The organism is Citrobacter sp. GW821-FHT02E08, assembly GCF_059421685.1.
The window spans coordinates 38,134-54,510 of record NZ_JBWKVL010000014.1 but is presented as its reverse complement, the minus strand read 5'-3'; the positions used below and the strand labels follow the sequence as shown (position 1 = coordinate 54,510).

Below are 16,377 nucleotides of genomic sequence, written 5' to 3'. Positions count from 1 at the left end.
GGACATTAGTCTACGCCGAGCGCCGCTTATGGGCAAATATTCCATGAGGAAACCGAGGGCTTTATGACAAGGGCGTCACTGGCGAGATTTGTTTTTGCATGCTAATAAAGTTGCGTAACGGATTTTATCAGGTACAGTGTGACGCTTTCGTCAATCTGGCAACAGAATTGCTTGACATTCAACCACAATTCCGTCGTGCTATAGCGCTTGTGTGCTAAAAAGCCTGTTAACTCAGTCACCTGACTATTTCGTGCACACAGTCAGTTTAAGGGGTTGATATCCGTCGTCGCAGAGACCATATCGGTGTCTCGTCGCCAGCGGAAGGTGAATCAACGTGCGACGCATTCTGGAAGAATCAAATTAGGTAAAGGTGAATATGGGTAAAGCTCTTGTCATCGTTGAGTCCCCGGCAAAAGCCAAAACGATCAACAAGTATCTGGGTAATGACTACGTGGTGAAATCCAGCGTGGGTCATATCCGTGATTTGCCGACCAGTGGCTCAGCAGCTAAAAAGAGCGCCGACTCTACCTCCACCAAAACGGCCAAAAAGCCCAAAAAGGATGAACGTGGCGCGCTCGTCAATCGTATGGGGGTTGACCCGTGGCATGACTGGGATGCGCACTACGAAGTGCTGCCCGGCAAAGAGAAGGTTGTCTCTGAACTAAAACAGTTGGCTGAAAAAGCTGACCACATCTATCTCGCAACCGACCTTGACCGCGAAGGGGAAGCCATTGCCTGGCACCTGCGGGAAGTGATCGGGGGTGACGACACACGCTACAGTCGTGTGGTGTTTAACGAAATTACCAAAAACGCGATTCGTCAGGCATTTGAAAAGCCCGGCGAACTGAACATTGACCGTGTTAATGCACAACAGGCGCGTCGTTTTATGGACCGCGTTGTGGGCTATATGGTCTCTCCGCTGTTATGGAAAAAGATTGCGCGTGGTCTCTCTGCCGGTCGTGTTCAGTCCGTTGCGGTGCGCCTGGTCGTTGAGCGCGAGCGCGAGATCAAAGCGTTTGTTCCTGAAGAGTTCTGGGAAATTGATGCCAGCACGACCACGCCGTCCGGCGATGCGTTACCGCTGGAGGTCACGCACCAGAACGATAAGCCGTTCCGTCCGGTTAACCGCGAGCAAACGCTGGCGGCGGTGAGTCTGCTGGAGAAAGCGCGCTATAGCGTGCTGGAACGTGAAGATAAACCGACCAGCAGCAAGCCGGGCGCGCCGTTTATCACCTCCACGCTACAGCAGGCGGCCAGCACGCGTCTGGGCTTTGGCGTTAAGAAAACCATGATGATGGCGCAGCGCTTGTATGAAGCGGGTTACATCACTTACATGCGTACTGACTCAACAAACCTGAGTCAGGATGCAGTATCCATGGTGCGTGATTACATCGGCGACAACTTCGGTAAGAAATATCTCCCGGAGAACGCCAATCAGTACGCGAGCAAAGAAAACTCGCAGGAAGCGCACGAAGCGATTCGTCCCTCTGATGTTTCCGTCCTGGCGGAAGTCCTGAAGGATATGGAAGCCGATGCACAGAAACTGTATCAACTGATCTGGCGTCAGTTTGTCGCCTGTCAGATGACCCCGGCACAGTACGATTCCACCACGCTGACCGTTGGCGCAGGGGATTTCCGTCTGAAAGCGCGTGGCCGTATCCTGCGTTTTGACGGCTGGACAAAAGTGATGCCCGCGCTGCGTAAGGGTGATGAAGACCGCACGTTGCCAGCTGTGAATAAAGGCGATGCGCTGACGCTGGTCGAACTGACCCCGGCGCAGCACTTCACCAAACCACCGGCACGCTTTAGTGAAGCGTCACTGGTGAAAGAGCTTGAAAAACGCGGTATCGGTCGTCCGTCAACCTATGCGTCGATCATCTCTACGATCCAGGATCGCGGTTATGTGCGCGTTGAGAACCGTCGTTTCTATGCAGAAAAAATGGGCGAAATCGTCACCGACCGTCTGGAAGAGAACTTCCGCGAGCTGATGAACTACGATTTTACCGCGCAAATGGAAAACAGCCTTGACCAGGTGGCGAATCACGAAGCCGAATGGAAAGGGGTGCTCGACAACTTCTTCAGTGATTTTACTCAGCAGCTGGATAAAGCCGAGAAAGATCCTGAAGAGGGCGGTATGCGTCCGAATCAGATGGTGCTGACCAGTATCGACTGCCCAACCTGTAGTCGTCAGATGGGGATCCGTACCGCCAGCACAGGTGTATTCCTCGGTTGCTCCGGTTATGCCCTGTCGCCGAAAGAGCGCTGCAAAACCACCATCAACCTGGTGCCGGAAAACGAAGTCCTGAACGTGCTCGAAGGCGATGATGCAGAAACCAACGCCTTGCGTGCTAAACGTCGCTGCCAGAAATGCGGCACGGCGATGGACAGCTATCTGATCGATCCAAAACGTAAGCTGCACGTGTGTGGTAACAACCCGACGTGTGACGGTTACGAAATCGAAGAGGGCGAGTTCCGCATCAAGGGGTATGACGGCCCGATCGTTGAGTGTGAGAAATGTGGTTCTGAAATGCATCTGAAAATGGGGCGTTTTGGTAAATACATGGCCTGCACCAACGACGAGTGCAAAAACACCCGTAAGATTTTGCGTAACGGCGAAGTGGCTCCTCCGAAGGAAGATCCAGTTCCGCTGCCTGAACTGCCGTGTGAAAAATCCGATGCTTACTTCGTCTTGCGTGACGGGGCGGCAGGTATCTTCCTGGCGGCGAATACGTTCCCGAAATCACGTGAAACACGTGCGCCGTTAGTGGAAGAGCTGTACCGCTTCCGCGATCGTCTGCCGGAAAAACTGCGTTATCTGGCCGACGCGCCACAGCAGGACGCCGACGGTAACAAGACCCTGGTGCGCTTCAGTCGTAAAACGAAACAGCAATATGTTGCTGCGGAAAAAGACGGAAAAGCCACCGGCTGGTCAGCCTTCTTTGTGGACGGCAAGTGGGTGGAAGGTAAGAAATAACCGTTAACTGACAGTTATTTGGTGTAAAAAGGTCGCGAAAGCGGCCTTTTTTATGGGCGGCTTATTATTTTTTCGCCACGTCTATACACTACAAATATAAATGATATAGTGGTTATAGTTATCGACTTTCTTATTATTAAATCGTATTAGCAACTCGGCGGAGTTTGCTCTCAAACGATGATCTGATGGCACAAATCTGGATGGCTAACATGAAATTACAGCAGCTTCGCTATATTGTTGAGGTGGTTAATCACAACCTTAATGTCTCCTCAACAGCAGAAGGACTTTACACCTCCCAGCCGGGCATCAGTAAACAAGTTCGTATGCTGGAAGATGAGCTTGGTATCCAGATTTTTGCCCGCAGCGGGAAACATCTTACGCAAGTCACTCCGGCAGGGCAGGAAATTATTCGCATCGCGCGTGAGGTGTTGTCAAAGGTTGATGCAATCAAGTCGGTAGCCGGGGAGCATACATGGCCCGATAAAGGCTCGCTGTATATCGCCACCACGCATACTCAGGCACGCTACGCACTGCCAAATGTCATCAAAGGATTTATCGAGCGCTATCCACGCGTGTCGTTGCATATGCATCAGGGGTCACCAACCCAAATTGCGGAAGCGGTTTCCAAAGGCAATGCGGATTTCGCCATCGCCACCGAGGCGCTGCATCTGTACGACGATCTGGTCATGCTGCCGTGCTATCACTGGAACCGGTCTATTGTCGTGACTCCGGAGCATCCGCTGGCAGCGAAATCATCGGTCTCGATTGAAGAGCTGGCGCAATATCCGCTGGTGACTTACACCTTCGGTTTTACCGGGCGTTCTGAGCTGGACACCGCGTTTACGCGTGCCGGCTTAACCCCGCGTATTGTCTTTACTGCAACGGATGCGGACGTTATCAAGACCTACGTCAGGCTGGGGCTGGGGGTTGGGGTGATTGCCAGTATGGCGGTGGACCCTATTGCCGATCCTGACCTTGTTCGTGTTGATGCGCATGATATTTTCAGCCACAGCACCACCAAGATCGGTTTTCGTCGTAGCACATTCTTGCGCAGTTATATGTATGATTTTATTCAGCGTTTCGCGCCGCATTTGACGCGTGATGTGGTAGATACCGCAGTGGCATTACGTTCTAATGAGGAAATCGAAGCCATGTTTAACGATATTAAACTGCCTGAGAAGTAATCGCGAAGGTGCTGTTTTTGGTATCTCCTGTTAGTGGGGGATACCAAAATAATGCCGGATATATCGGCCTGGAAATTGAATCAACGATCCTGAAAATAGTAACCGCATAATATTCAAGGTAATGAGGTCGTAAAGTAGTTATAAATTCCCTGCCTCGCAAATTTCACCCTTCAAATATTTATTTCGTGTCAAAAGATTGATTTATTCACTGGAAACGATGCGTAAATTCGCTGGATTTCTGACTAAAGTTTCTTTAGGATTTGTCTCATCTGATGATTAGTTGCATCAATCGTTTGGTGCTAAAACAATAAGTGATGTCGATTGTATGAGGTTAGCAATGCCGTCTGGAAACCAGGAACCACGCCGAGACCCTGAGCTGAAACGCAAAGCCTGGCTCGTGGTTTTTGTTGGCTCAGCACTGTTCTGGGTTGCGGTTGCGCTGTTGATCTGGAAAGTGTGGGGATAAATGATGGTCACACAAGAACAGCAGTCAGCCTTGTCAAAACAACTTCCGCATTGTGATGACGAGAAAGAAACAGCAACGGGATGCGTGACGCAAATTCCGGAGTCCTGGAATCTGACGCAACAGCAGCAGGCATTTATTGATTCATTTGCGGATGATGAGCAACAGAAAAAATAATCGATAAAATTCTTATTCTCACTTTTTAGTTCAGATTATTAATAGCCTGAGCTGTCATTATTTCTGCACCACAGCAATATCGCGCTGGGAGAATCTCAGTTAATTTTACCGGGTTCGAATTACCGTATCGCGCCAGATGACAGAAGCCCTGGGGCTTACTACCGTCGGTGTCTGAGGTGGGTAAACGCGGTCGCAGCGCAGGTCGCTTGAAGTACGACGAGCATATTATTCTCTGAACAAATGCAGGTGTCGCTTATGCAAACAGGCAGTGTTAAATATTGGTCATGGCTAAGCACGTTCTTCGTCTCGCTGTTATTTTGGGCCTCATTGTTGGGGTTCGTGATCCGTTAATTTCCTTCTTCTCAATGCCCGATAGCGCCATGCCGTCGGGCATTGTCTTGTGTTGACTCCCTCCTGCAAGTTTCCTCCTCTTTTATCAATTCGGGTTGTTATCAAAACGTTACATTTTGTTTGTGTTATCTTTAATACTAACCCTGAGGAGAATCCGGGTTTCGCAAACCCTGTTATTAAGGAGGAGCTATGTCGTCAACCCTACGAGAGGCCAGTAAGGACACGCTACAGGTCAAAGACAAAACGTTGCATTACTACAGCCTGCCGCTGGCAGCCAAATCTTTGGGTGATATCACCCGTTTACCCAAATCATTAAAGGTTCTGCTCGAAAACCTCCTGCGCTGGCAGGATGGAGACTCGGTCACGGAAGAGGATATGCGGGCGCTGGCGGGCTGGTTGAAAAACGCCCATGCTGACCGTGAAATTGCCTATCGCCCGGCCCGTGTTCTGATGCAGGATTTCACCGGTGTGCCGGCAGTGGTCGATCTCGCCGCTATGCGCGAGGCGGTCAAACGTCTGGGGGGCGATACGGCCAAAGTAAACCCGCTGTCTCCCGTTGATCTGGTGATTGACCATTCGGTCACGGTTGATCATTTTGGCGATGAGGGCGCGTTTGAGGAAAACGTCCGGCTCGAGATGGAGCGTAACCACGAACGCTATGTCTTCTTGCGCTGGGGGCAGCAGGCGTTTAGCCGCTTCAGCGTGGTCCCCCCAGGAACCGGAATTTGCCATCAGGTGAACCTGGAATATCTGGGTAAAGCGGTCTGGAGTGAGTTACAGGATGGCGAGTGGGTGGCGTATCCGGATACGCTGGTGGGAACGGATTCACATACCACCATGATTAATGGACTGGGGGTATTAGGTTGGGGTGTCGGAGGGATCGAAGCGGAAGCGGCGATGCTGGGCCAGCCCGTGTCGATGCTGATCCCTGATGTGGTGGGATTCAAACTGACCGGTAAATTGCAGGAAGGTATTACCGCCACTGATCTGGTGCTGACGGTCACGCAAATGTTGCGTAAGCATGGTGTGGTGGGCAAATTCGTTGAATTCTACGGCGATGGGCTGGATTCGTTGCCGCTGGCCGATCGGGCAACTATCGCCAATATGTCGCCTGAATATGGGGCAACGTGTGGCTTCTTCCCGATTGATGCCGTCACCCTGGATTACATGAAATTAAGCGGACGTAGCGACGAACAGGTGGCGCTGGTGGAAGCCTATGCGAAAGCGCAGGGCATGTGGCGCAACACGGGCGATGAACCGGTGTTCACCAGTTCGCTGGAATTAGACATGGGCGAGGTTGAAGCGAGCCTGGCGGGACCGAAACGTCCGCAGGACCGGGTCGCTCTGGGCGATGTACCGAAAGCCTTTGCCGCCAGTAGCGCACTGGAACTGAACACGGCGCAGAAAGACCGGCAGCCTGTTGATTATGCTCTGAACGGTCATCAATATCAGTTGCCGGATGGCGCGGTCGTGATTGCCGCCATCACCTCCTGTACCAATACCTCAAACCCTAGCGTATTGATGGCCGCAGGGTTACTGGCGAAAAAAGCGGTGACGCTGGGACTGAAACGCCAACCCTGGGTTAAAGCCTCGCTGGCGCCCGGTTCAAAAGTGGTCTCCGACTATCTGGCAAAGGCGAAGCTTACGCCGTATCTCGACGAGCTTGGATTCAACCTGGTGGGCTATGGCTGCACCACCTGTATCGGTAACTCCGGCCCGTTGCCCGATCCTATCGAAACCGCCATTAAAAAAGGGGATTTGACCGTTGGGGCAGTGCTTTCAGGCAACCGCAACTTTGAAGGTCGAATCCATCCGCTGGTGAAAACCAACTGGCTGGCGTCACCGCCGCTGGTGGTAGCCTATGCGCTGGCCGGGAATATGAACCTTAATCTGGTGAAAGATCCGCTGGGTCATGACAAAAAAGGCGATCCGGTCTATCTGAAAGATATCTGGCCGTCGGCACAAGAAATTGCCCGCGCCGTTGCACAGGTCTCAACGGAGATGTTCCGCAAAGAGTACGCGGAAGTCTTTGAAGGCACGCCGGAATGGAAAGCCATTGAGGTTGAGCGCTCAGACACCTATGGCTGGCAAGAGGATTCAACGTATATTCGCCTGTCGCCCTTCTTTGACGAGATGCAGGTTCAACCTGATCCGGTTGAAGATATTCATGGAGCGCGTATTCTCGCCATGCTGGGTGATTCTGTCACCACCGACCACATTTCCCCCGCCGGGAGCATCAAGCCGGACAGCCCGGCAGGGCGCTATCTGCAAGGGCGTGGCGTAGAGCGTAAAGACTTTAACTCCTACGGTTCGCGACGCGGCAACCACGAAGTGATGATGCGTGGCACATTTGCCAATATTCGTATTCGTAACGAAATGGTGCCCGGGGTTGAAGGTGGAATGACGCGTCATTTACCGGGCTCCGACGTTGTGGCGATCTACGATGCGGCGATGCAGTATCAACAGGAGAAAACCCCGCTGGCGATTATCGCCGGGAAGGAGTACGGCTCAGGATCTAGTCGTGACTGGGCGGCAAAAGGGCCACGGTTACTGGGGATCCGCGTGGTGATTGCGGAGTCCTTCGAGCGTATCCACCGTTCGAACCTGATTGGGATGGGGATTTTGCCTCTGGAGTTCCCGCAAGGCGTGAGCCGTAAAACGCTTGGGCTAACCGGTGAGGAAATCATCGATATTGCGGATCTGCAAAAGCTGAAACCAGGCGCGACGATTCCGGTCACTCTGACCCGGGCGGATGGCAGTACTGAGGTGGTTGCTTGTCGATGCCGCATTGATACGGCAACCGAGTTAACGTATTACCAGAATGACGGCATTCTGCACTACGTGATTCGTAATATGCTGCACTAAACGATCAAAAAAGCCTGCTCACGCAGGCTTTTCCCCAGTAAGAGTGGGCTTTACTTACCGGACCGCGCAAGGCGGGTATTTACTCATCCAGCAAATGGCCCATTTTGGCGGCTTTGGTATCCAGATAGTGCGCATTTTTCGGGTTACGCCCGACAATCAACGGCACACGCTCAACGATATTGATGCCGGCTTCGGTCAGGATTTCGACTTTCTTCGGATTGTTGGTGAGCAGGCGAACTTCATCCACGCCCAGCAACTTGAACATATCCGCACAGAGGGTAAAGTCACGCTCATCTGCAGCAAAACCTAACTGGTGGTTGGCTTCAACCGTGTCATAGCCTTGATCCTGCAACGCATACGCGCGAATCTTATTGAGCAGACCGATATTACGTCCTTCCTGGCGGTGATACATCAGGATACCGCGACCTTCTTCCGCAATGTGCGAAAGCGCGGCTTCGAGCTGAAATCCGCAATCACAGCGCAGGCTAAACAGCGCGTCACCCGTTAAACATTCAGAATGGACTCGTGCCAGGACCGGTGTATTCCCTGAAGTATCGCCATAGACCAGCGCGACGTGATCGTGTCCGGTTGCCAGTTCTTCAAATCCCACCATCAGGAAATCGCCCCATGGGGTTGGCAGTTTGGCTTCTGCCACACGTTTAAGCTGCATGTATTTCTCCAGATTATGCTGGCACCTGACGTGCCGTCGCCTATTGGCTTCTGTATCGGTCTATTTTGCCATAAGCCGACGGACTTCACCTAATGACTGTCGTGCGTTCGAATTTGGAATGGCACAAATTTGTCAATTTTCCCGACCTACGTCATTTTCGGTTATGATTGCGAGACTTATCAAAGGGGAGAGTTCATGCTTTCTATCGCCAAACGTACCACTGTCGGTGCCGCATTGTTACTTGCCATGCCTGTTACCGTATGGATATCGGGCTGGACCTGGCAACCGGGACACAATGTCTGGTGGTTAAAAGCCCTATACTGGGTAACTGAAACAGTCACTCAGCCCTGGGGAATTATCACCCATGTGATTCTGTGCGTCTGGTTTCTTTGGTGTTTACGCTTTCGCCTCAAAGCGGCCATTATGCTATTTGCGATCCTTGCGGCGGCGATTATGCTGGGGCAGGGAATAAAATCCTGGGTCAAAGAACGCGTACAGGAACCCCGTCCGTTTGTCATTTGGCTGGAAAAAACGCACCATATTCCTGTTGATGAGTTCTACACTTTAAAGCGTAAAGAACGTGGTAACTTAGTGAAAGAACAGCTGTCCGGACAGCATGATATTCCGAGCTTTTTACGCAAACACTGGCAAAAAGAGACGGGTTTCGCATTTCCTTCCGGACACACGATGTTTGCGGCCAGTTGGGCATTGCTGGCCGTGGGGCTGTTATGGCCCCGCAGACGAACCCTGACGATTGCGCTGTTATTGGTTTGGGCGACTGGCGTGATGGGGAGCCGGATGGTATTGGGGATGCACTGGCCTCGCGATTTAGTGGTGGCGACCGTGATATCCTGGCTTCTGGTTACGCTGGCGACCTGGCTGGCGCAACGGTTGTGCGGGCCTTTAACGCCGCCAGTGGAAGAGGTTCGTGAGATAGCTGAACGTGAACAAGAAGACTGATCGTGGTTGATTTTCCGTAATTTGCCCTTAAATCATTTGTTGGCAGGGCGCTTTTCCATTTCGCACTCGTCGTGAAAATGGTAATTTAACAGGATGAATGCGGTAAGTTGAACACGATTTATTCGCTCAAACCACATAACGGGAAGTAATGTGAAATATTTACTCATTTTCTTACTGGTGTTGGCGATTTTTGTTATTTCGGTAACATTGGGTGCGCAAAACGATCAACAGGTGACGTTTAATTATCTGTTGGCTCAGGGCGAGTATCGTATCTCTACCTTGCTTGCCGTCTTATTTGCCGCAGGTTTTGCCATTGGTTGGCTGATCTGCGGTCTGTTCTGGCTGCGTGTTCGCGTTTCGCTGACGCGTGCAGAACGTAAAATTAAACGACTGGAAAACCAGCTTGCACCTGCGACCGACGTTGCGGTAACTCCCGATTCGTCGGTTGCGAAGGAATAATCATTTATGTTGGAGTTGTTGTTTCTGCTTTTACCTGTAGCGGCAGCGTATGGCTGGTATATGGGTCGCAGAAGTGCGCAACAAACAAAGCAGGATGAAGCTAACCGCTTGTCTCGCGATTATGTCGCTGGGGTTAACTTCCTCCTGAGTAACCAACAGGACAAAGCGGTGGACCTGTTCCTCGATATGCTAAAAGAGGATACCGGCACCGTTGAGGCTCATCTCACCCTCGGAAACCTGTTTCGCTCACGTGGCGAAGTCGACAGGGCTATTCGTATTCACCAAACCTTGATGGAAAGCGCATCGCTAAGCTATGAACAGCGTCTGCTGGCGATTCAACAGCTTGGCCGTGATTACATGGCGGCAGGGCTGTACGATCGTGCTGAAGACATGTTCACCCAACTGATAGATGAGACCGACTTTCGTATCAGCGCGTTGCAGCAGTTGCTGCAAATCTACCAGGCGACCAGCGACTGGCAAAAAGCGATCGACGTGGCGGAACGGTTGGTGAAACTTGGCAAGGATAAACAGCGTATTGAGATTGCCCATTTCTACTGCGAGTTAGCACTGCAACAGATGGGCAGTGACGATATGGATCGTGCTATGGCGCTGTTAAAGAAAGGTGCCGCGGCAGACAAAAATAGCGCCAGAGTCTCGATTATGATGGGGCGGGTCTACATGGCAAATGGCGACTATGCCAAAGCGGTTGAGTGCCTGCAGCGCGTCATCTCTCAGGATAAAGAGTTGGTAAGCGAAACGCTGGAAATGCTGCAAACCTGCTACCAGCAGCTCGGGAAGAATGACGAATGGGCTGAGTTTTTACGTCGGGCAGTAGAAGAGAACACCGGCGCCGCTGCGGAATTAATGCTGGCTGATATTCTGGAAGGGCGCGAAGGCAATGATGTCGCTCAGGTCTATATCACCCGTCAGTTGCAGCGTCATCCTACGATGCGCGTATTCCACAAACTGATGGATTACCACCTAAATGAAGCAGAAGAAGGGCGCGCCAAAGAGAGTCTGATGGTGCTGCGCGATATGGTCGGCGAACAGGTGCGCAGTAAACCCCGTTATCGCTGCCAGAAGTGCGGCTTCACGGCGTATACGCTGTACTGGCACTGTCCTTCCTGCCGTGCGTGGTCGACCATCAAGCCTATTCGCGGTCTTGACGGCCAGTAGTTTTAAAAAAAATCTCATTTTAGTTACAACATCCTTGTTGTTTTTCATCCCGCAACCTCCGGCAATCGTGCAACGGGGTCTGACAGGAATGCAAACGCGCCTGTTAATTTGAGCCTCTCGCGGGTAGAATGCACGCCGTTTACCTATTTCGCGCCACACCCGGCGCCCATCATAAGAAGGTCTGGTCATGACGTTTACTGCTTCATCTTCTTCTCGCGCTGCTACTGATTCTCCTGTCGTTGTTGCCCTGGATTATAATAATCGTGATAAAGCGCTGGCTTTCGTCGACAAAATCGATCCCCGTGATTGCCGCCTGAAAGTGGGCAAGGAGATGTTCACGCTCTTCGGGCCGCAACTCGTTCGTGACTTGCAACAGCGTGGGTTTGATATCTTTCTCGACCTGAAATTTCACGATATTCCCAATACCACCGCCCATGCGGTTGCTGCCGCAGCAGAACTTGGCGTGTGGATGGTCAATGTGCACGCTTCGGGTGGGGCGCGAATGATGACCGCCGCACGTGAGGCATTAACACCTTTTGGCAAAGACGCGCCATTGCTGATTGCGGTAACCGTGTTGACCAGTATGGAAGCGAGCGACTTGCTTGATCTCGGCGTGACGTTGTCACCTGCAGAGCATGCAGAACGGCTGGCGCGTTTAACGCAAAACTGTGGTCTGGACGGTGTAGTCTGTTCAGCGCAGGAAGCCGTACGCTTCAAGCAGGCGTTTGGTCAAGCGTTTAAACTGGTGACGCCGGGTATCCGTCCTCAGGGGAGTGATGCTGGCGATCAGCGTCGTATTATGACCCCGGAACAGGCGATGTCTGCGGGTGTGGATTATATGGTGATTGGCCGTCCGGTGACGCAGTCAGAAGACCCTGCGCAAACCCTGAAAGCCATCAACGCGTCTCTGAAACGAGGAGCATAATGAACGATTCCAACAGTCGTCTGGTGTATTCAACAGACACTGGCCGTATTAATGAGCCAGAGGTGGCGCCTGAGCGTCCTAAAGGTGATGGCATTGTCCGTATTCAGCGTCAGACCAGCGGTCGTAAAGGTAAAGGCGTTTGCCTGATTACCGGTATTGATATGGATGATGCTGAGCTGACAAAACTGGCCGCTGAACTGAAGAAAAAATGTGGTTGCGGCGGTGCGGTGAAAGAGGGTGTCATTGAAATTCAGGGTGATAAGCGCGACCTGATTAAATCGTTGCTGGAAGCCAAAGGAATGAAAGTCAAATTGGCTGGCGGCTAAAGAAAAAAGCCACGGTATTTTCCGTGGCTTCAAATGCAGCGGTAAATATTATTTTAAGTCAGACCAGGTCAGAAATAGTGTATTTTTGTATCGAGCCGGTCAACCGTAAATTACTTACCCACCTGGTGGCCGATAATACCACCCACAGCAGCACCACCCAGCGTACCCAGCGCGCTGCCGTCAGTTAAGACCGCGCCGCCGACTGCACCAGCGCCTGCACCAATTGCCGTGCTGCGGTCTTGTTTTGACCAGTTAGAACATGCGCTCAGAGACATCGCAAGGGTAATTGCCAGAACCGCGGCGGTCATTTTTTTGCTCGTTGCAAACATAATACTTTCTCCTGAATTAATGATTCACGGAAGCAAGTCTCTTTAACTATAGCTAAAATAGAGGCCATCAAAGAAGCATTCCGTAAAACCGTGTTGCGCAGGTGTGTAGTCTATTATCACGCAGGTGATAGTCACTTCCTGTTATATCGCTAACATTAATTTTACGACTTTGATTCATTTACTAAAGGTAAATAGTCTTAATTGGCTGATCGGAAAAATCTCAGAGAGAGGCGATGATTTGCCGGGCGGCAAATCATCTGAAAAGCGGTCAGGCCTGGGATTCAATGATGTTCACCGTCAACCCGGCGAGCTCCAGTTCCTGTTGGTCGTTAGCGCTGATTTTTGAATCAGTAATCACACGGTTGAACCTGGATAACGGACCGAGCGTATACGGGTGTACGGTGCCAAATTTAGAACTGTCGGTCAGCACAATGGCCTCTGCCCCTTTTTCGAGAACCGCATTGACCACATCAGAACGCATCATATCCCGTCCCGTAAATCCGGTTTCAGGCTGCCAGCCATCAATCCCGATGAACGCCTTACTGAAGTGAACCTGTTGGATGAACTGTCGGGTTAAGGGGCCGACCATACTTTCACTTTTTTTCTGATAGATCCCACCCAGCAGGATCACTTCGCAGTCCGTTTCCTTCAGCAAATGTGCAATGTAGCTGCTGACGGTAATAATCGTAACGTCTTTTTGTTCAGCCAGCGTTCTGGCCAGCAGCGCGTTACTGCTGCCGTTTTCAATAAAGACCGATTCTCCCGGGTTGACCAGAGAAGCCGCAAACTCGGCGAGCTGATGTTTGAGGGTGTAGTTAGTCATCATGCGCGTTTCAACATCTTCACTGTCCAGTGAAACGGCAAAACCATGAGCGCGGCGCAGATAGCTCTGTTTCTCGAGCGTGTTGAGATCCTGTCGAATCGTCACTTCAGAAACACCGGTGATTTTTGCCAGCTCGGCCACACTCATGCGGCCTTTATCAATCACCATTTGTAAAATAGATTGTTGTCGGGAATTCATAGCTTTAATTTTTATAATGGTATCCATACCGTGGAGTAAAAGAATGCTACGTAGTCTGAGTCAGGTTATGCCCGACGTCAGATGGAGCCCTGTATTGTTAGATCTCCCAAGGAGACCTGGGGTGTTTTGACGACGATTCCACATCGTCTTTCACCTGGCTTAACAACTCAGCCTTCAGTATTTCAAGGTTATGAATGGCAGAGTGGTAATCGCCAGCGACAAGGATATCCAGCACGGTATCAATTCGCTCAGCGACACGTTGTGCGTCGATATCAGACATGGTTGTCATCCTTACGTCGGAATGTATTTGATTTTAATGATGCAGAAAATCATCGCAAAAGAGAAGGGAAAAATAGGATTACTCGCAACCCGTGAGAGATATCATATCTTCTGTCATTACAGACAGATAGGTTTGCGCTGAAATGACCTTTATTCTGTACGGTCAACGTCTCCTTGAGCGCCAACGCTAGCGTCTTTTTTTGTTCAGATACCGTTTATACCAGCGTTCAAATGCGGCGGCGGGCATCGGTTTGGCAAACAGAAAACCTTGCCGTTCGTTGATGCCATTCTTGGTTAAGAACGCATCTTCCTTCGTGCTTTCAACCCCTTCAGCAATCACCTGCAGATTCAGTGCCTGCGCCACTGCAACGATGGCGCGGACCAGCGATTGCGAGATGGACTGCTTGTGTATGTCTTTGACGAAGGTGTGATCAAGTTTGATGGCGTCAATCGGGAATCGGGCAAGCTGCGACAGGGAGGAGTACCCGGTCCCAAAATCATCCAGATGTATTTGCGCGCCCAGTTGGCTAAATTGTTGGATGACGGATAACGCAAGTTCTTCATTTTCAATCAAACAACTTTCCGTCAATTCGACATCAATGGGGCAATACTCAAAGTTAAGCTTATTAAGAACCTGCTTCAGGTCAGTAAAAATCGTCTGATCGGCGAGCTGTCGGGCAGAAATGTTAACCGCGACACGCAGATGAATCCCTTTATCGCGCCATTCGGCAACCTGTCGGACGACCTCGAGGAGCACCCAGCGCCCCAGCGGAACAATTAAGCCAGACTCTTCCGCATACGAGATAAATTCACTGGGAGGGATCAGCCCGCGCTCGGGGGATTGCCAGCGCACCAGCGCTTCCAGGCTGCGAACTTCGCCTCGCCAGGTCAGTTTGGGCTGGTAGTGAATCAGCAGTTGATCGCTTTCGAGGGCTTTACGCAGATGGGTATCCAGCCACAGATATTCGAAAACCCGTTGGTTCATTTCTGGGGAGAAAACGCAAAACTGACCGCGTCCGCCTTCTTTGGCGGTGTACATTGCCGTGTCAGCGTTACGAATAACGCTTTCGCTGTCGTGGCCGTGCTGAGGGGCCATCGCAATGCCAATAGAGCATCCGGTATGCACTTCAATCAGGCCGATACGGAAGGGCTGGCGTAAACGCGTTAAAATGCGGGAAGCAACGGCCTCAAGTGAACCCTGAGAAGTGTGGGTGGCAAGAATGATAAATTCATCACCGCCCAGGCGGGCCAGTAGCTGATTCTCCTCCAGACAACTGAGGATCGCCAGTGATACGGCCTGCAACAGCTGATCGCCAAACATATGTCCGTAGGCGTCGTTCACTTTTTTGAAATTATCCAGATCGAGATAAACAATACCGACCTGACTTTCCCCAGCGCTATCAATGGCGTCATCGATCAGCTCATGAATGGCATTACGATTGGGGAGTCCGGTAATCGTGTCGGTATTGGCTAGCACCCGCAGACGTTCTTGTGCGCGGCGTTCTTCGGTGATGTCGGTCCCCGAGCAGATCAGATAGATTTCATTTTTTCCGCTACCGCTATGAACAAACTTATTACGAAACAGAAACAGGCGTTGGCCTTTCCGGGTCTTTACCCAGCGCTCAATTTCGTAAGAGTTACCGTTACGGAAAAAACCGTCAATGTTACGCCGTGAGGCGGCGGCTTCGCGGCGGCTCATAAATAACTTAAAAATGCTTTGCCCGATGACTTCGTGCTCTTTCAGGCCGGTATACTCTTCGCAGAGACGGTTAAAGCGCTGAATATTGCCCCGGCTATCGAGGATCACAATGGCGGAATTGGCTTCGGAGACGACCTGTTCGGCAAAGGATAATCCTTGCACCAGATCGCGGGCGACGGAAGGGGTATCGTGCCAGGCGGATGCGCTGCCTGCCCATTCACGTTTATTGATTTTTCGACCCACCAGATGCACTGACAGATCGTAATCGTCGATGGGCAGCGTCATCATCAGGCTGGAGGTAATCACGGTCATTTCCCGAATGCGGTTGGCTTGTTCGGGCGTGAGTTCGACGGACTGATCCGACTGTGCCGTCTCGGTGACCGATAAGTGCAGGATGTTGCAATCTTCCGACAAGTGCCAGTAAGGGCTGTGCGTCCCCAGGTAGCTAAACAAAGTGACCTGTCCCTGAATGTTTTTCATCATGCATACCGTCCCGTTTAAAACACTACAGCCTTCAGG

The 16,377-nt window shown here is 51.4% G+C and carries 16 protein-coding genes; 11 read left to right on the top strand and 5 right to left on the bottom strand.

Features of this window, described 5'->3' with window-relative positions:
* The first annotated feature begins 376 nt into the window (after positions 1 to 376).
* The 6 genes from topA (at position 377) to acnA (ending at position 8,014) form a co-directional block, all read left to right on the top strand.
* On the top strand, positions 377 to 2,974 hold the full coding sequence (gene topA, locus AC07UY_RS17000) for a type I DNA topoisomerase (protein ID WP_203361026.1): 2,598 nt from the start codon (positions 377 to 379) through the stop codon (positions 2,972 to 2,974).
* A 209-nt stretch (positions 2,975 to 3,183) separates the two neighbouring features.
* Positions 3,184 to 4,158 (top strand): HTH-type transcriptional regulator CysB, encoded by a 975-nt coding sequence (gene cysB, locus AC07UY_RS16995; RefSeq protein WP_192612388.1) that lies wholly within the window; start codon positions 3,184 to 3,186, stop codon positions 4,156 to 4,158.
* A gap of 307 nt (positions 4,159 to 4,465) precedes the next feature.
* Positions 4,466 to 4,624 carry a YmiA family putative membrane protein gene (locus tag AC07UY_RS16990; protein WP_494660598.1) on the top strand — a complete coding sequence of 53 codons (159 nt, stop codon included), beginning with the start codon at positions 4,466 to 4,468 and terminating at the stop codon, positions 4,622 to 4,624.
* Positions 4,625 to 4,798, top strand: a complete 174-nt coding sequence (locus tag AC07UY_RS16985; protein ID WP_494660580.1) for a YciX family protein — start codon at positions 4,625 to 4,627, stop codon at positions 4,796 to 4,798.
* Between the two features lie 255 nt (positions 4,799 to 5,053).
* Positions 5,054 to 5,149, top strand: a complete 96-nt coding sequence (locus AC07UY_RS16980) for a hypothetical protein (protein ID WP_238929220.1) — start codon at positions 5,054 to 5,056, stop codon at positions 5,147 to 5,149.
* Positions 5,150 to 5,338: 189 nt separating this feature from the next.
* Entirely contained in the window at positions 5,339 to 8,014 is a 2,676-nt protein-coding gene (gene acnA / locus AC07UY_RS16975) for an aconitate hydratase AcnA (RefSeq protein ID WP_494701630.1), read from the top strand.
* Positions 8,015 to 8,093: 79 nt separating this feature from the next.
* Here acnA and ribA read toward each other — a convergent pair whose 3' ends face one another.
* Positions 8,094 to 8,684, bottom strand: coding sequence for a GTP cyclohydrolase II (gene ribA, locus AC07UY_RS16970; RefSeq protein WP_490470718.1), 591 nt, complete (start codon positions 8,682 to 8,684; stop codon positions 8,094 to 8,096).
* Positions 8,685 to 8,879: 195 nt separating this feature from the next.
* Here ribA and pgpB point away from each other — a divergent pair, with 195 nt between their 5' ends.
* The 5 genes from pgpB (at position 8,880) to yciH (ending at position 12,530) form a co-directional block, all read left to right on the top strand.
* Positions 8,880 to 9,644, top strand: a complete 765-nt coding sequence (gene pgpB, locus AC07UY_RS16965; RefSeq protein ID WP_494660578.1) for a phosphatidylglycerophosphatase B — start codon at positions 8,880 to 8,882, stop codon at positions 9,642 to 9,644.
* A gap of 150 nt (positions 9,645 to 9,794) precedes the next feature.
* Positions 9,795 to 10,103: a lipopolysaccharide assembly protein LapA gene (lapA, locus tag AC07UY_RS16960; RefSeq protein WP_203361031.1), complete on the top strand. Its 309-nt coding sequence runs from the start codon at positions 9,795 to 9,797 to the stop codon at positions 10,101 to 10,103.
* Between the two features lie 6 nt (positions 10,104 to 10,109).
* Positions 10,110 to 11,279: a lipopolysaccharide assembly protein LapB gene (gene lapB, locus AC07UY_RS16955; RefSeq protein WP_203361032.1), complete on the top strand. Its 1,170-nt coding sequence runs from the start codon at positions 10,110 to 10,112 to the stop codon at positions 11,277 to 11,279.
* A 187-nt stretch (positions 11,280 to 11,466) separates the two neighbouring features.
* Positions 11,467 to 12,204, top strand: a complete 738-nt coding sequence (gene pyrF / locus AC07UY_RS16950) for an orotidine-5'-phosphate decarboxylase (RefSeq protein WP_494660577.1) — start codon at positions 11,467 to 11,469, stop codon at positions 12,202 to 12,204.
* The gene (gene yciH, locus AC07UY_RS16945) at positions 12,204 to 12,530 is read left to right on the top strand and encodes a stress response translation initiation inhibitor YciH (protein WP_203361034.1); all 327 of its coding nucleotides are present in this window, start codon (positions 12,204 to 12,206) and stop codon (positions 12,528 to 12,530) included. Before pyrF ends, yciH begins: the two co-directional genes overlap by 1 nt.
* Positions 12,531 to 12,640: 110 nt before the next feature.
* On the opposite strand, the gene osmB is transcribed toward yciH, so the two are convergent.
* From osmB to pdeR, 4 genes are all read right to left on the bottom strand, one after another.
* Positions 12,641 to 12,859 (bottom strand): osmotically-inducible lipoprotein OsmB, encoded by a 219-nt coding sequence (osmB, locus tag AC07UY_RS16940; RefSeq protein ID WP_162383533.1) that lies wholly within the window; start codon positions 12,857 to 12,859, stop codon positions 12,641 to 12,643.
* Between the two features lie 268 nt (positions 12,860 to 13,127).
* Positions 13,128 to 13,880, bottom strand: a complete 753-nt coding sequence (gene yciT / locus AC07UY_RS16935) for a DNA-binding transcriptional regulator YciT (RefSeq protein WP_494701629.1) — start codon at positions 13,878 to 13,880, stop codon at positions 13,128 to 13,130.
* 97 nt (positions 13,881 to 13,977) lie between these two features.
* On the bottom strand, positions 13,978 to 14,169 hold the full coding sequence (locus AC07UY_RS16930) for a YciZ family protein (protein ID WP_192612377.1): 192 nt from the start codon (positions 14,167 to 14,169) through the stop codon (positions 13,978 to 13,980).
* Positions 14,170 to 14,346: 177 nt separating this feature from the next.
* A complete protein-coding gene (pdeR, locus tag AC07UY_RS16925) occupies positions 14,347 to 16,338 on the bottom strand; it encodes a cyclic di-GMP phosphodiesterase (RefSeq protein WP_494701649.1) in 1,992 nt (663 codons plus the stop codon).
* Positions 16,339 to 16,377 lie beyond the last annotated feature (39 nt).

What these genes read in the sequence shown, in the direction of transcription:
- topA (WP_203361026.1), top strand. Translation starts at nt 377, where the DNA reads ATGGGTAAAGCTCTTGTCATCGTTGAGTCCCCGGCAAAAGCCAAAACG.
- cysB (WP_192612388.1), top strand. Translation starts at nt 3,184, where the DNA reads ATGAAATTACAGCAGCTTCGCTATATTGTTGAGGTGGTTAATCACAAC.
- AC07UY_RS16985 (WP_494660580.1), top strand. Translation starts at nt 4,625, where the DNA reads ATGATGGTCACACAAGAACAGCAGTCAGCCTTGTCAAAACAACTTCCG.
- AC07UY_RS16980 (WP_238929220.1), top strand. Translation starts at nt 5,054, where the DNA reads ATGCAAACAGGCAGTGTTAAATATTGGTCATGGCTAAGCACGTTCTTC.
- acnA (WP_494701630.1), top strand. Translation starts at nt 5,339, where the DNA reads ATGTCGTCAACCCTACGAGAGGCCAGTAAGGACACGCTACAGGTCAAA.
- ribA (WP_490470718.1), bottom strand. Translation starts at nt 8,684, where the DNA reads ATGCAGCTTAAACGTGTGGCAGAAGCCAAACTGCCAACCCCATGGGGC.
- pgpB (WP_494660578.1), top strand. Translation starts at nt 8,880, where the DNA reads ATGCTTTCTATCGCCAAACGTACCACTGTCGGTGCCGCATTGTTACTT.
- lapB (WP_203361032.1), top strand. Translation starts at nt 10,110, where the DNA reads ATGTTGGAGTTGTTGTTTCTGCTTTTACCTGTAGCGGCAGCGTATGGC.
- pyrF (WP_494660577.1), top strand. Translation starts at nt 11,467, where the DNA reads ATGACGTTTACTGCTTCATCTTCTTCTCGCGCTGCTACTGATTCTCCT.
- yciH (WP_203361034.1), top strand. Translation starts at nt 12,204, where the DNA reads ATGAACGATTCCAACAGTCGTCTGGTGTATTCAACAGACACTGGCCGT.
- osmB (WP_162383533.1), bottom strand. Translation starts at nt 12,859, where the DNA reads ATGTTTGCAACGAGCAAAAAAATGACCGCCGCGGTTCTGGCAATTACC.
- yciT (WP_494701629.1), bottom strand. Translation starts at nt 13,880, where the DNA reads ATGAATTCCCGACAACAATCTATTTTACAAATGGTGATTGATAAAGGC.
- AC07UY_RS16930 (WP_192612377.1), bottom strand. Translation starts at nt 14,169, where the DNA reads ATGACAACCATGTCTGATATCGACGCACAACGTGTCGCTGAGCGAATT.
- pdeR (WP_494701649.1), bottom strand. Translation starts at nt 16,338, where the DNA reads ATGAAAAACATTCAGGGACAGGTCACTTTGTTTAGCTACCTGGGGACG.